General features: G+C 40.1%; 15 protein-coding genes. 11 read left to right on the forward strand and 4 right to left on the reverse strand.

The annotated features are described in order from the left end of the window. Positions 1-3: 3 nt before the first annotated feature. The 9 genes from benA to pcaD all read left to right on the forward strand — a co-directional run bounded on the left by benA (position 4) and on the right by pcaD (position 8,594). Positions 4-1,401, forward strand: a complete 1,398-nt coding sequence (gene benA / locus AC5YDM_RS09500) for a benzoate 1,2-dioxygenase large subunit (RefSeq protein ID WP_496151866.1) — start codon at positions 4-6, stop codon at positions 1,399-1,401. After that, positions 1,398-1,907, forward strand: a complete 510-nt coding sequence (gene benB, locus AC5YDM_RS09505) for a benzoate 1,2-dioxygenase small subunit (protein WP_496151867.1) — start codon at positions 1,398-1,400, stop codon at positions 1,905-1,907. Before benA ends, benB begins: the two co-directional genes overlap by 4 nt. A gap of 94 nt (positions 1,908-2,001) precedes the next feature. Continuing rightward, positions 2,002-3,018 (forward strand): benzoate 1,2-dioxygenase electron transfer component BenC, encoded by a 1,017-nt coding sequence (gene benC / locus AC5YDM_RS09510; protein WP_496151868.1) that lies wholly within the window; start codon positions 2,002-2,004, stop codon positions 3,016-3,018. A gap of 15 nt (positions 3,019-3,033) precedes the next feature. Continuing rightward, positions 3,034-3,819: a 1,6-dihydroxycyclohexa-2,4-diene-1-carboxylate dehydrogenase gene (locus AC5YDM_RS09515; RefSeq protein WP_496151869.1), complete on the forward strand. Its 786-nt coding sequence runs from the start codon at positions 3,034-3,036 to the stop codon at positions 3,817-3,819. 48 nt (positions 3,820-3,867) lie between these two features. Continuing rightward, positions 3,868-5,121 carry a benzoate/H(+) symporter BenE gene (benE, locus tag AC5YDM_RS09520; protein WP_496151870.1) on the forward strand — a complete coding sequence of 418 codons (1,254 nt, stop codon included), beginning with the start codon at positions 3,868-3,870 and terminating at the stop codon, positions 5,119-5,121. Between the two features lie 43 nt (positions 5,122-5,164). Continuing rightward, complete coding sequence (locus tag AC5YDM_RS09525; RefSeq protein ID WP_496151871.1) at positions 5,165-5,851, forward strand: 3-oxoacid CoA-transferase subunit A; 687 nt, start codon at positions 5,165-5,167, stop codon at positions 5,849-5,851. A gap of 19 nt (positions 5,852-5,870) precedes the next feature. Then, positions 5,871-6,524, forward strand: coding sequence for a 3-oxoacid CoA-transferase subunit B (locus AC5YDM_RS09530; RefSeq protein ID WP_496151872.1), 654 nt, complete (start codon positions 5,871-5,873; stop codon positions 6,522-6,524). 21 nt (positions 6,525-6,545) lie between these two features. Continuing rightward, positions 6,546-7,751: a 3-oxoadipyl-CoA thiolase gene (pcaF, locus tag AC5YDM_RS09535; protein ID WP_496151873.1), complete on the forward strand. Its 1,206-nt coding sequence runs from the start codon at positions 6,546-6,548 to the stop codon at positions 7,749-7,751. Between the two features lie 66 nt (positions 7,752-7,817). Next, positions 7,818-8,594: a 3-oxoadipate enol-lactonase gene (pcaD, locus tag AC5YDM_RS09540; RefSeq protein WP_496151874.1), complete on the forward strand. Its 777-nt coding sequence runs from the start codon at positions 7,818-7,820 to the stop codon at positions 8,592-8,594. A 71-nt stretch (positions 8,595-8,665) separates the two neighbouring features. On the opposite strand, the gene AC5YDM_RS09545 is transcribed toward pcaD, so the two are convergent. Beyond that, positions 8,666-8,875 (reverse strand): hypothetical protein, encoded by a 210-nt coding sequence (locus tag AC5YDM_RS09545; protein ID WP_496151875.1) that lies wholly within the window; start codon positions 8,873-8,875, stop codon positions 8,666-8,668. A 377-nt stretch (positions 8,876-9,252) separates the two neighbouring features. On the opposite strand from AC5YDM_RS09545, the gene AC5YDM_RS09550 reads away from it, so the two are divergent. After that, positions 9,253-11,457 (forward strand): OsmC domain/YcaO domain-containing protein, encoded by a 2,205-nt coding sequence (locus tag AC5YDM_RS09550; RefSeq protein ID WP_496151876.1) that lies wholly within the window; start codon positions 9,253-9,255, stop codon positions 11,455-11,457. A 146-nt stretch (positions 11,458-11,603) separates the two neighbouring features. Here AC5YDM_RS09550 and AC5YDM_RS09555 read toward each other — a convergent pair whose 3' ends face one another. Next, a complete protein-coding gene (locus AC5YDM_RS09555) occupies positions 11,604-12,563 on the reverse strand; it encodes a TauD/TfdA dioxygenase family protein (protein WP_496151877.1) in 960 nt (319 codons plus the stop codon). A gap of 263 nt (positions 12,564-12,826) precedes the next feature. Here AC5YDM_RS09555 and AC5YDM_RS09560 point away from each other — a divergent pair, with 263 nt between their 5' ends. Beyond that, a complete protein-coding gene (locus AC5YDM_RS09560) occupies positions 12,827-13,807 on the forward strand; it encodes an aliphatic sulfonate ABC transporter substrate-binding protein (RefSeq protein ID WP_496151878.1) in 981 nt (326 codons plus the stop codon). A gap of 52 nt (positions 13,808-13,859) precedes the next feature. Here AC5YDM_RS09560 and AC5YDM_RS09565 read toward each other — a convergent pair whose 3' ends face one another. Both AC5YDM_RS09565 and modB read right to left on the reverse strand, forming a co-directional pair. Next, positions 13,860-14,552, reverse strand: coding sequence for an ATP-binding cassette domain-containing protein (locus tag AC5YDM_RS09565; RefSeq protein ID WP_496151879.1), 693 nt, complete (start codon positions 14,550-14,552; stop codon positions 13,860-13,862). Next, a complete protein-coding gene (modB, locus tag AC5YDM_RS09570; RefSeq protein WP_496151880.1) occupies positions 14,546-15,241 on the reverse strand; it encodes a molybdate ABC transporter permease subunit in 696 nt (231 codons plus the stop codon). Before modB ends, AC5YDM_RS09565 begins: the two co-directional genes overlap by 7 nt. Between the last annotated feature and the right edge of the window lie 23 nt (positions 15,242-15,264).

A 15,264-nucleotide genomic window follows, 5' to 3' on the forward strand; every position in this document is an offset into this window, starting at 1 on the left:
GATATGCCACGTATTCCAGTTATTAATACCAGCCATCTTGATCGTATAGACGAACTTTTAGTTGACGATTTTGAAAGTGGCGAATTTAAACTTCATCGCTCTGTATTTACAGATCAATCCATGTTCGACCTTGAGATGAAATATATCTTTGAAGGCAACTGGGTATATCTGGCACATGAAAGCCAAATTCCGAATAATAATGACTTTTACACCACACATATTGGTCGTCAACCCATCATTATCGCGCGTAATCGTCAAGGTGAACTCAATGCAATGATCAATGCATGTTCACACCGTGGTGCACAGCTTTGCCGTCATAAAAAAGGCAATAAGGCGACCTACACTTGCCCATTCCACGGTTGGACATTTAATAACTCAGGAAAATTACTGAAAGTAAAAGATCCATCAGATGCCGGTTATTCAGATTGCTTTAACCAAGATGGTTCTCATGACTTGAAAAAAGTTGCACGCTTTGAAAGCTATAAAGGTTTCTTGTTTGGTAGCCTGAATGCTGATGTGCCATCACTTGAAGCGTTTTTAGGTGAAACAACGAAGATTATCGACATGATTGTCGGTCAGTCAGATCAAGGTTTAGAAGTACTTCGCGGATCTTCAAGCTATACCTATGAAGGCAACTGGAAACTGACTGCTGAAAATGGCGCAGATGGTTACCACGTATCCGCTGTACATTGGAACTATGCTGCGACGACTCAACACCGTAAAGAAGCACAAGCTGCGGATAATATTCGTGCCATGAGTGCAGGCTCTTGGGGTAAACAAGGCGGTGGCTCTTACGGTTTTGAACATGGTCATATGCTCCTTTGGACACAATGGGCAAACCCTGAAGACCGCCCAAACTTTAGCAAAGCAGATGAATACACTGCTGAGTTTGGTGCGCCAATGTCGAAGTGGATGATCGAGCGCTCTCGTAACCTTTGCCTCTATCCAAATGTGTATTTGATGGATCAATTCGGTTCTCAAATCCGTGTATTACGCCCAATTTCAGTCAATAAAACAGAAGTAACCATCTACTGTATCGCCCCTGTAGGTGAAGATGTTGAAGCACGTGCACGCCGTATTCGCCAATATGAAGACTTCTTTAATGCTTCAGGTATGGCGACACCTGATGACTTAGAAGAATTCCGTGCATGCCAAGCAGGCTATGCAGGGATTGAACTTGAATGGAATGACATGTGCCGTGGTTCAAAACATTGGATCCATGGACCAGATGATGCTGCAAATGAAATTGGACTAAAACCTATTTTGAGTGGCATTAAAACTGAAGATGAAGGTTTGTATCTTGCACAACACCAATATTGGTTACACAGCATGAAAAAAGCCATTCAAGCTGAAAAAGAGTTAGCTGAAACAGAAGCTGCTGCCATGGGAGAAATCGCATGAATGCCACTACTCACTTAGAAAAAGCATCGATTGAAAAGATTTCACAATTCTTATTTCAAGAAGCTCGTTTCTTGGATGATGAACAATGGGATGATTGGATTGAATGCTATGCCCCATCGGCTTCTTTTTGGATGCCTGCTTGGGATGATGATGATCAACTCACTACGGATCCTCAGTCTGAAATTTCATTGATTTATTATCCTGATCGTCAAGGTTTAGAAGACCGTGTATTCCGTATTAAAACAGAACGTTCTTCTGCCACCATGCCAGACACACGTACTAGCCACAACATTAACAATATTGAAGTGATTGAACGTGATGGCGACAAGCTAACGGTTCGCTTTAACTGGAACACGTTAAGTTTTAGATACAAGACGTCGTACAGCTATTTTGGTATGTCTCGTTATGAAATTGATTTTTCAGGCGAACAACCAAAAATTCTGAACAAATATGTCGTCCTCAAAAATGACTATATCAATCAAGTGATTGATATCTATCACCTATAAGACGTAGCCACAGCAAACGCAAGGTCAGCCTTTCAGTCATCAGGAACGATGTTTGAAAGGCCATTTAAAAAGATTGTTAAAAGGATATTCAGCCATGTCAAACCATAATGTTGCACTTCAATTTGAAGATGGCGTAACTCGTTTCATTACTGTCACCCAAGGTGAAAGCCTTTCTGATGCAGCTTACCGTCAGAAAATTAACATTCCACTAGACTGCCGAGATGGTGCTTGCGGTACATGCCGTGCATTTTGTGAGTCTGGTACTTTTGATATGCCTGAAGAAACTTATATTGAAGATGCTTTAACACCAGAGGAAGCAGCTGAAGGCTATATTTTAGCGTGCCAATGTAAACCTACTTCTGATGCTGTATTCCAAATTCAAGCGTCTTCAGATGTCTGTAAAACTCAAATTCATGCTTTTGAAGGCACACTCGCTAAAGTTGAAAAACTCTCCGATTCAACGATTACTTTTGATATTCAGCTCGATGAAGGTCAGCCAGATATTCAGTTTTTAGCAGGTCAATATGTCAATGTTGGTTTGCCGTCGACAACAGAAACTCGTTCTTATTCATTTAGTTCGAAACCTGGGAATCGTTTAACAGGTTTCGTGGTACGTAATGTACCCAATGGAAAAATGAGTGAGTTTTTAAGTGCCACAGCTCAAGTGGGCGACAAAATGACCTTTACAGGACCCTTTGGTAGTTTCTATTTAAGAAATGTTGTACGCCCTGTGGTGATGCTTGCAGGTGGTACAGGAATTGCCCCTTTTATGTCGATGTTACAAGTCCTTGAAGAAAAAGGCGCTGAACATCCAGTACGTTTAGTTTTTGGTGTAACCAATGATTTTGATTTGGTCGCATTAGAAAAATTAGATGAATTACAAAATAAATTACCATGGTTCGAATACCGTACAGTCGTTGCAAGCCCTGATTCTGCACATGGGCGTAAAGGTTATGTGACAGGTCACATTGAAAATGAATGGCTCAATGGTGGCGATGTGGATGTCTACCTCTGTGGCCCTGTTCCAATGGTCGATGCAGTACGTGGTTGGTTAGATACTGAAGGTGTTAAACCTGCAAACTTCTTATTCGAAAAATTCTCTGCGAATTAAGTGAGTATAAGAACCATGGCAAATGCTCAAAGATTCCAAGACAAAGTCGTGATCGTGACCGGTGCGGCTCAAGGCATCGGACAAGGCGTTGCACTTCAAGTTGCGCTCGAAGGTGGAAAAGTTGTTTTAGCAGATCGTGCTGATTATGTTGAAAAAACACTAAACGACATTCAAGCCAATGGTGGTGAAGCTGTTGTGGTCTTGGCAGATTTAGAAACCTATGCAGGTGCACAAGCTGTAGTGCAAAAGGCAATTGATCACTATGGTCGTGTTGATGTAATGATCAACAATGTCGGTGGCGCGATTTGGATGAAACCTTTTACTGAGTTTAGTGAAGAAGAAATCATCAAAGAAATCAATCGCTCACTCTTCCCGACACTGTGGAGCTGTCGTGCAGTGTTACCTCATATGCAGAAACAACAAGCAGGTGTGATTGTCAATGTCTCTTCCATTGCCACACTTGGGATTAACCGCTTGCCTTATTCGGCAGCCAAAGGTGGCGTAAATAGTTTTACTAAATCGATGGCTTTTGCACATGCTCAAGATGGTATTCGGGTCAACGCGGTTGCAACAGGCGGTACAGAAGCACCGCCACGTGTGGTATTGCGTAATACCCAACCCCTTTCTGAGCAAGATCAAGCGTGGATGCAAGAAGTGGTTGATCAAACCATTGACCGTTCATTTATGGGACGTTATGGCACGATTCAAGAACAAGTCAATGCCATTACATTTCTTGCATCGGATGAATCATCTTATATCACAGGTACGGTTGTTCCTGTTGGCGGTGGCGATCAGGGTTAAACCTGGTCTTTACTTTACAGGATCATTGAAGGCACGGAGGCAAATCCAATGGCGAACCTGTTTCAAACCTTGAAAAATGATTGGTCATTATCAGCAACAGTTGCAGGATTTTTAGCTGTGTTGATTTCATATTCTGGCCCTTTAATTATCTTTTTTCAGGCAGCTCAAAAAGCCAATGTCGAACCGAGCATGATGATTTCATGGATTTGGGGGATCTCTATTGGTGCAGCTATTGCAGGTATTTTTCTATCCATCAAATACAAAACACCTGTAATTACGGCTTGGTCTGCACCTGGTACAGCTTTACTGGTCACCCTTTTTCCCAATATTTCACTCAATGAAGCTGTGGCAGCGTATATCACTGCAGCAGTGGTGATTTTAATTATTGGTATCAGTGGCTATTTCGACAAATTGCTCAAATGGATTCCGCAATCAATCGCAGCAGCGATGATGGCAGGAATTTTATTTCAGTTTGGTTTAGGACTTTTCACAGCGACAGATAGCATGCCTTTAATCGTCTTTGGCATGTTGTTGGTGTTCCTGATATCTAAACGTATATCCCCTCGCTACAGCATGATTTGGGTATTAGTCGCAGGTCTTATTCTGAGCTTGCTTATGGGTACGATGAACCCTGTGGATGTTGATTTCAGTTTGGCCATTCCTCAATGGATCAGTCCTGAGTGGACAGTCAACAGTATGCTGAATTTAGCGATTCCATTGATTTTAGTCAGTTTGAGTGGTCAATTCTTACCAGGCATGGCGATTATGAAACTGAGTGGATATGACACGCCTGCCAAGCCCATTATCACAGTTACTAGCATCGCATCACTCGCTGTGGCATGTGTAGGTGGGATCACCATTGTTCTCGCATCCATCACAGCTGCACTGTGTATGGGTAAGGATGCGCATGAACTCAAAGAAAAACGATACATCGCAGGTATTGCAAACGGTCTTTTCTATATTTTAGGAGGTTTGTTTGCAGGCAGTATTGTCATGCTATTTAGTTTATTACCCAAAGAACTTGTGGCTGCGCTTGCAGGACTCGCACTGCTCGGTGCCATTGCTCTGAATATCACGACTGCTATGAAAGATGAAGGTCAGCGTGATGCAGCGCTCATCACTTTTTTAGCTACGGCATCAGGTATGCATTTTCTGGGATTAAGCTCAGTTTTTTGGGGCATCTGTATTGGCGTACTTGCTCATTTTATTTTAACAAAACCGCAGCCCCAATCTGAGCCAAGAACTGAAACTAAAACTGAAAGCTCAACAGCTACACCCCAAACCAACAACCCAAATCGATAACAGATCAGATGATTCGTCAAATTCTACAAAATTAGGAAAGATTATGATTGATAAAACAACAGCTTCTTTGAAAGAAGCCCTCTCTCAAATTAAAGATGGTTCAACCATCATGATCGGTGGTTTTGGTACAGCAGGTCAGCCTGCAGAACTGATTGATGGATTAATCGAACTTGGAATCAAAGATCTGATTATTGTGAATAACAATGCAGGAAATGGTGACTATGGCTTAGCTAAACTGCTTAAAGCTGGTGCAGTACGTAAAATTATTTGTTCTTTCCCGCGCCAGTCAGACTCTTATGTCTTTGATGAGCTATACCGTGCAGGAAAAATCGAATTAGAACTGGTACCACAAGGTAACTTGGCTTGTCGTATTCAAGCTGCAGGTATGGGTCTAGGTCCGATCTATACCCCAACAGGTTTCGGAACAACACTGGCAGAAGGTAAACCGACACTCAACTATGAAGGGAAAGATTTTGTTTTAGAAAATCCGATCAAAGCTGATTTCGCACTGATTAAAGCACATCAAGGCGATCGTTGGGGCAATTTGGTTTATAACAAATCTGCTCGTAACTTTGGACCAATTATGGCGATGGCTGCAGATGTCACAATTGCTCAAGTATCTGAAGTTGTAGAACTTGGGGTATTGGATCCAGAACATATCATTACACCTGGTATTTTTGTTCAACATGTCGTCGCTGTGGGTTCAACACAGTTAGAACAATCAGCTTAATCACGAGAGGATAATAAAAATGAGCTATATCAAATTAAACCGTGATCAAATTGCTGAACGTGTTGCACAAGATATTCCTGATGGTGCTTATGTGAACTTGGGCATTGGATTACCAACCAAAATCGCAAGCTATCTGCCTTCGGATAAGGATGTATTTCTCCACTCTGAAAATGGTCTTCTCGCATTCGGTCCTCCTCCTGCTAAAGGTGAAGAAGATCCTGAACTCATCAATGCAGGCAAAGAGTTTGTCACCATGCTGACAGGTGGAGCATTTTTCCATCATGGCGATTCATTTGCCATGATGCGTGGTGGTCACCTAGATATCGCTGTCTTAGGTGCTTTCCAAGTGGCTGAAAATGGTGATCTAGCCAATTGGCATACTGGTGCGCCTGATGCCATACCTGCTGTTGGTGGAGCAATGGATTTGGCTGTCGGTGCAAAAAAGGTCTTTATCACTACAGATCATGTGACTAAAAAAGGCGAACCAAAGATCGTGGCTGAACTCACGTATCCTGCTACAGGCTTGAAATGCGTGGATCGTATTTATACCGACCTATGTGTCATTGATGTGACAGCTGAAGGAATGAAAGTCATTGAAAAAGTTGAAGGGCTGACTTTTGAAGAATTGCAGTCGATGACAGGTGCAAAGCTGATTGATGCGACTCAGGGTTAAGGCAGATTAGAGGATAAAAACATGAAAAACGCATACATTATCGATGCTATCCGTACGCCTTTTGGTCGCTATGCAGGCGGACTTGCACCTGTGCGTGCAGATGACTTAGGTGCACTTCCAATTAAAGCATTAATGGAACGCAACCCAACTGTGAATTGGGAAAAGGTAGATGACATCATCTATGGCTGTGCCAATCAAGCAGGTGAAGACAACCGTAATGTGGGGCGTATGTCTGCACTGCTCGCAGGTGTACCCTACCAAGTTCCTGCAACTACAGTGAACCGTTTGTGTGGATCATCACTCGATGCAATCTCAATGGCAGCACGTGCAATTAAAGCAGGTGAAGCCGATTTAATCATTGCAGGTGGTGTAGAGAGTATGTCTCGTGCACCTTTTGTCATGGGAAAATCTGAAACTGCTTTTGGTCGTAGTCAAAAGATAGAAGACACCACTATGGGTTGGCGTTTTATCAATCCAAAGTTAAAAGAACTGTATGGTGTTGAAACCATGCCGCAAACCGCTGAGAACGTGGCAGAACAGTTTAAGATCAATCGTGAAGATCAAGACAAATTTGCCTTAACGAGCCAACAACGCATGGCTACTGCACAAAAAAAGGGTTTCTTTGCCCATGAAATCATTCCTGTGGTGATTCCACAGCGTAAAGGTGACCCTGTAATCATCGATACGGATGAGCATCCACGAGCTTCAACCACTTTAGAAGGTTTAAATAAACTCAAACCTGTGGTGAAAGCAGACGGTACGGTTACGGCAGGTAATGCTTCTGGAATTAATGATGGTGCTGCGGCACTACTGATCGCTTCGGATGATGCTGTTCAACAATATAATCTAAAACCACGTGCCAAAGTGATAGGTGCAACGGTGGTCGGAGTTGAACCCCGTATTATGGGCTTTGGCCCTACACCTGCCATCAAAAAGTTGCTCGCTCAAACAGGTTTAACTTTAGATCAGATGGATGTCATTGAGCTAAATGAAGCTTTTGCTGCTCAAGCGCTTGCTGTGACACGTGATTTAGGCTTAACCGATGATGAAGCTCGTGTGAACCCAAACGGTGGAGCCATCGCGATTGGTCATCCACTGGGAGCATCTGGTGCACGACTTGTGACAACAGCATTGAATCAGCTAGAAGCAACAGGTGGAAAATATGCGATATGTTCCATGTGTATTGGTGTGGGTCAAGGTATCGCTTTGATTATAGAAAGAGTTTAACCATTAAAAACTCTTTCTTCCTTCTTTATACAAGGAGGGATTGAGGGAGAGTTGAGGATCATTAAAATGCCTACATTTACGTCAAATCAAGCTTCAATCAATTACCAAACCTTTGGTGATCATACTAAACCTGCGCTCATTTTTTCTAATTCTTTAGGTACTCAATTCAGCATGTGGCAACCACAGTTAGATGCCTTAAAGAAAGATTTTTATATGATCTGCTATGACACCCGTGGTCATGGTCAATCTTCAGCACCACAAGGCCCTTATTCCATTGAGTTACTTGGTGAAGATGTGATTCACCTGATGGATCATCTGCATATTGATAAAGCAAACTTTTGTGGTATTTCCATGGGGGGCTTAACAGGTCAATGGTTGGCGATTAACCACCCTGAACGATTTGAACATGTCATCGTAGCAAATACTGCAGCTCAGATTGGTCAAGAACAGGCTTGGAAAGACCGAGCAAGTTTAGTTCGTGAACAAGGTTTAGAGCCGATTGCATCTACAGCGGCAACACGTTGGTTCACAGAAGGATTTATTAAAAAAAATGCCAAAATTGTAGATCAGCTTTCTAACAATTTAGCCCAAGGCAGTCCTGAAGGCTATGCAAGCTGTTGTGAAGCCCTCGCAGTTGCAGACTTAAGAGACCAAATTCAAGGCATCAACATTCCTGTATTGGTGATTGCAGGTTCTAAAGATCCTGTAACGACAGTAAAAGATGGTCAATATATGGTGAACAAAATCCGTAGTAGCGCTTTATTTGAAATCAATGCATCGCACATTTCAAATATTGAAGATGCGAAAGCATTTAACCAAGCCATCTACGATTTTGTGTCTTAAATAAATATCTGATCAAGACTGAACTTTTATAAGTTCAGTCTTGTTTTAGTTTGCACCAATACATATAAACATCAGAACTGCAATTTCTTAAGTTGTTTCGTTCGTCTAATCAAACCTAGTATTTGTCGTCTTTCCACGATTTCTTCATGTGTGAAGTTCAATTTTTCTGACAAAATTTCTATTGCTAGATGATTATTTTCAATCAAATAGATATCTTGTTCTTTGGACCATTTTTCGTTGCTTTGCTGTATTTTAAGTTTCTTTAGATTCACTCGATTCATCTGTTATTCACTCTTAGCAGCTCATTGAAACATCAACGGTTCCAATTTCATCAATCGACAGCATATGTTCATTTACATCAATTATGCTGAATCTATATTTTCAATTGCTGATTTTAATTTACCTATTTTATTAAGTGCTTTGATTACAATCCTGTCAGTGCAGACTTTGTAAATCAGTTCTTTTTCAGAGAAATACATTCTAAAGTTATCAATACGTCAAAATCTCTCTATAATATCCAGCCATATCCGTAGAGTTCCTAGCATTAGGCTAGCCTCTCACCCAGTTTTAAGTCCCTTTCTGCTCTATGATTCGGCTTAGTTTTTTATTTTCAGTGTTAACGCTCAAGTTTGACCGATAACAACTTTCAGGTGCCTTCATGGAAATCAAAGTCAATTACCTTGACAATCTTCGACAAGAAGCCAAGTTCGATGACTTTTCAGTAATCGCTGACCAACCTATCCGTTATAAAGGTGATGGTTCTGCTCCCGGTCCTTTTGATTATTTTCTTGCATCTTCAGCATTATGTGCAGCTTACTTTGTTAAAGTATATTGCGCTGCACGCGACATTCCGACTGACAACATTCGCCTTTCTCAAAATAATATTGTTGATCCTGAAAATCGCTATAAACAAATTTTTAAAATTCAAATTGAATTACCTGCTGATATTTCTGAAAAAGACCGTCAAGGTATTTTAAGATCGATCGACCGTTGCACCGTTAAAAAAGTGATTCAAACAGGTCCTGAATTTATTATTGAAGAAGTTGAAAGCATTGATGCTGATTCGCAAGCATTGCTGATTCCTGCTCTTGCATCTGAAAGCAAAACGATTATTACAGGTAAAGACTTACCGTTAGAAGAAACCATTGCCAATATGTCTGCGATTCTTGCAGGCCTAGGCATGAAAATCGAAATTGCTTCGTGGCGTAATATTGTACCGAATGTATGGTCTTTACATATCCGTGATGCACAATCACCAATGTGCTTTACCAATGGTAAAGGCTCAACCAAAGAAAGTGCTTTGGCATCTGCTTTAGGTGAGTTCATTGAGCGTTTGAACTGTAACTTCTTCTATAACGATCAGTTTTGGGGTGAAGACATTGCCAATGCTGAATTTGTTCATTACCCAGATGAAAAATGGTTCCAACCAGGGCCTGAAGGTGAATTGCCTGAAGAAGTTTTAGATGAATATACTTTAGATATCTATGATCCTGAAGATGAACTTTTGGGTACGCATTTATATGACACAAACTCAGGGAATACTGAGCGTGGTATTTGTTCATTGCCTTTTGTACGTCAGTCTGATGGTGAAACGGTCTACTTCCCTTCAAATTTGATTGAAAACCTATACCTTTCAAATGGTATGAGCGCTGGTAATACCTTGGCAGAAGCTCAAGTTCAGTGTCTTTCAGAGATTTTTGAACGTGCTGTGAAAAAAGAAATTTTGGAAGGTGAAATTACACTTCCAGATGTACCTGCAGATGTGATTGCAAAATATCCAAAAATCGTTGCAGGTATTCAAGGCTTAGAAAAACAAGGTTTCCCTGTTCTTGTGAAAGATGCATCATTGGGTGGTCAATTCCCTGTCATGTGTGTGACGCTCATGAATCCACGTACAGGCGGTGTTTTTGCTTCTTTTGGTGCGCATCCTAATTTTGAAGTTGCATTGGAACGTAGCTTAACTGAATTACTTCAAGGTCGTAGTTTTGAAGGTCTAAATGATTTACCAAAACCAACCTTTAGCTCAAATGCAGTAACTGAACCGAATAACTTTGTAGAACATTTTATCGATTCGAGTGGCGTGGTGTCATGGCGCTTCTTTAGCTCAAATTCAGATTATGACTTTGTAGAATGGGATTTCACATCTGAAGGTGAAAACTCAAATGCCGATGAAGCTGAGAAATTGTTTAATATCTTGAAAGATATGGACAAAGAAGTTTATATGGCGGTGTATAAGCATTTAGGTGCAACAGCATGTCGTATTTTAGTACCTGGCTATTCTGAAGTTTATTTGGTTGAAGATTTAGTTTGGGACAATACCAATAAAGCATTAGCTTTCCGTGAAGACATTCTCAACATTCACCGTTTAGATGATGATGCTTTAGAGGCATTGCTCGAACGTTTAGAAGAATGTGATTCGGATGACTATACTGAAATCAAAACTTTGATTGGTATTGAGTTTGATGACAATACTGAATGGGGTCAATTGACCATTCTCGAGCTTAAGCTTTTGATTAATCTTGCTTTAAAAGAGTTCGAAGAAGCGAAAGATTTAGTCGAAGCCTTCTTACAATACAACACCAATACAGTTGAACGCGGTCTGTTCTATCAATGCATGAACGTCGTACTTGAAGTTGAATTAGATGACGATATGGAATTGTCTGAGTACGAATACAACTTCCGCCGTATGTTTGGTGATGAACGTATGAATGCTGTGATTGGCTCTATCGAAGGCGATATTCGTTTCTATGGTTTGGCTGAAACCAGTACCAAACTTGAAGGTCTAGACCGTCATTTACGTTTAATTGACAGTTATAAGAAACTCCATGCGGCACGCGCAAAGTTCGTTGCTGATCATAGCTAAATACTGCCGTTTATTCGTCTATTAATGAAAGAGCAATCTTGGCTACAAGGTTGCTCTTTATTTTTTGACACCTAAAAGTTTTAAATACTCAAAAATTGAATACCTAACACTCGCTTCGAATCATACTGAAGTTCAATATCCATACTTTAAAATGGACGTCCTCCAGCCAAGCTCACACGCTTTAATAAACGACGTTGATCCGCTGGAAAAGGTTCACGAGAATGTAATGTCACTTGATTATCCCAAAAGACAATGTCACCTGTTTCCCACTGATGCTGATAATTGAATTCATCCTTTAACAAATGTTCACGCAAGTCTGCAATCAACTGACTACCTGCTTGATCATCATAATTAACCAATTCCACTTCTGATCGAGTATTCAACCAGAGTGCTTTTCGTCCTGACTCAGGATGTGTTCTCACCAATGGATGTGGATAAGCATGACCGATAATTGGCTGATCTTTAAAGCGATAATATGGTGTATCGACAGCGTAATTACGTTGCCCATTATTACTTTGTGCACGTACAAATGGATTGTAAGTAATGAGCTGCAATCCGATTAAATGCTGTTTTAAGTCATCGTCTAGAGCGTCATAAGCCTTAATGGTGTTAAACCATGTAGTCTTGCCTCCATCTTTGGGTAATTCTATGGCATATAACAAAGAACCAAATGAAGGCGTGGGTGTCCACTGATGATCTGCATGAGGCGTTAACTCACCATTGCCCGTATAGTCACCTTGCCCTACAGCATTTGAAACAGGAACAACATCTGGTGGTGTACCTGTATCCTCTGCACTTCCTAAAACTGGGTTATCTGCACTTGGACGAAAAATCGCCCCAAAATAACTTGCAAATGCCAACAGTTGTAAATCATCTAAACTTTGCTTTTTAAAAATTAAAATTAGATGCTCAGCCAAAGCTTGTTTTAATTTGAAAATAGTTTCACCTGATTGTGCTTTACGTGCATCAAGCCCATAAACAACGGCACCTAATGCTTCATCGGTTAATGGCTCGATACGTATTTCACTTGGCTCTTTTAATGAATTTGCTAAATGCCAACGTGGCGCATCATGTATGGCTTGAGAAAGTTGCGTAAGGCTGCTCATCATTATTTCCCTGATTATTTGCTAAGTTTTTTTTACAGCCTACCTGATGAAATTTAATCCTTAAAATAGATAAAAATGCATAACTTATGCACTGCTTCGATTTAAAACATTGAAGCGATTAAAATAAATGAATACATCTATTACTCAGCTCAAAAAAGTTTACTTATCATTTTTTCATTTAATTTTTTCGATTTTTTTTATTTTGATTCATAAAGTGATTCTAATAATGTGGCTAAAAATTAATACTTTAAAATGGATTGAGCATGCTAACTTCTCATAAATATTTAACACTCACAGGGATTTTGTTTTTTAGTTTTTCACTCAGTGCATGTCAAAAATCAGAGACTGAGCATGCAAGCACTACTCAAAAAAATCAGAATGAAACTAAAACTTTAACTGTTGGTTTTCAAAAATCATCCCTGACACTTTTGATTGCACGAGAAGAAAAACTATTAGAAAAACAATTCCCGAACACTGAAATTCGTTGGAAAGAGTTTCCTGCAGGTCCTCAACTACTTGAAGCACTTTCTGCAGGTTCACTGGATTATGGCTTTGTCGGCAATATCCCACCTATTTTTGCACAATCAGCCAACAAATCGATTGCGTATGTCGCTTATGAAGCTGTGCCACCAAAATCCATTGCACTGATCGTACCTGAAACAAGTTCAATTCAAACTTTAAACCAACTTAAAGGCAAACGAATTGCCCTTCAAAAAGGCTCTGCAGCACATGATTTACTAGGTAAAATTTTGATTCAAGCGGGTTTAGGCTGGCAAGACATACAACCTGTTTGGCTACCGCCAGCCGATGCCCGTGCTGCATTTGATCAAAAGTCTGTAGATGCGTGGATCAGTTGGGATCCATTTCTCAGCGTCATTGAACGTGATGGACAAGTGAGAACGCTCATTGATGCCTCTGCATTTCCTCAAACCTACCAATTCTATGTGGCGAATCCCAATTATCTAAAATCAAATCCTCAATCCATCCCACAATTCATCAATGCAAGTAATGAGGCAAATGCTTGGACGGTAAAATACCCTGAGCAAACTATTCAATATTATGCAGCAGCCATTGGACAAGATAAAAACATTGCTAAAAAAGCCTTAGATAAACGTCCTTCGGATATCAGTATTAAAGTGATTGATGAGAGTGTGATTCAAAGCCAACAGAAAATTGCAGATTATTTCTTTCAAGAAAAACTCATACCTACACAAATTGATATCCATAAAGCTGTTTGGAAATAGGCGAATCAGTCAGATAGCTTCTAAATTGAGATTAGCAACTAAAATATTGGTTTCAGACTTGATCAACGACTTTATGTAAAATTCGATGGTTTTTTTCATCTAAACTGAGACGATATATTTCAGCATTCAAATGATGTAATTCCTCAGCATGATGAGTGACATAAATCATTGGCAATTTGAAGTCCTGATTGATCTGATTGAGAAAGTCTAAAATTTGCGTTCTCAAACTAAAATCTAAGCCTGAGAGTGGTTCATCAAGTAACAACAATTGAGGTGAAGACATCAATGCACGACTAATGGACACTCTCTGGGCTTCTCCGCCTGATAGCTGATGTGATTTTCGATGGAGTAATTCTTCTAACTGTAAAATTTTAACGACTTTTTCAAACTCAAAATTGATTGGCTGTAAGGTAGTGTCGCTGTTTTTTTTAGTTTTTTTAAAGTTTTGTACGTATTTTAGATTTTCGACTACATTTAAATGAGGAAATAGCAGTGCATTTTGAAAGATTAAAGCAATATTTCGTTGATGCATAGGCACTTCAATGTTTTGTATTTCATGAAAAATAATGCGCTCATTTAATTCAATCCATCCAGATTTTGGGTTCAGTATCCCTAATATATTTTTTAAAAATGTGGTTTTTCCTATGCCTGAAGTCCCTTGAATACCAATAACTTGGTTTTCTACGTTTAAGTTGACATCGAGGATGAAGTCATCTTTGTTATATTCAAATGCGCACTTTAACATGAGTGATCACCTAATTTTTTATGATATTTCTGCATGATCCAGTAATTTGCGATGAGTGATGAAAAAGCCAAAATTAAGGACAAAACAACCAAACGCATGGCCATTTGCTCACCATTTGGTTGTTGAATTAAGGTATAGATAGCGATCGGAATCGTACGGGTTTCATCAGGAATATTGCCTACAAAAGTAATCGTCGCCCCAAATTCCCCCAAGCTTCGGCTAAAACACAAAATACTTCCAATTAAAATACCAGGCAGTGACAAAGGCAGGCTGATACTCAAAAAAACCTTAAAAGGACTTGCTCCCAATGAACCTGCAACGATTTCAAGTTCACGATTAATCATCTGAAAAGACAAACGAATCGGTTGCACCATTAAGGGAAATGCGACAATGATTGATGCTAAAACAGCACCCTTCCAATTAAAAGCAAGTTGAATCCCAAACTGATAAAGAAACTGCCCGATCCAACCTTGCGTACCAAAGCTAATCAAAAGCAAATAACCCAAAACAACAGGTGGCAATACCAAAGGCATTTGTAGTAGGGCTTCTACGATATATTTGAATCTAAATTGATATCTTGCTAAAAACCAAGCCAAAAGAATAGCAAAAGGCAAACTGATGAGTGTTGCAAAGCCTGCCACTTTGGCTGATAGCAATAGTGCATTCCACTCTTCTACACTCAGTTCCATATGACCTCTGGCTTTTAGCTAGA

This window comes from Acinetobacter sp. CY81 (genome assembly GCF_059515925.1).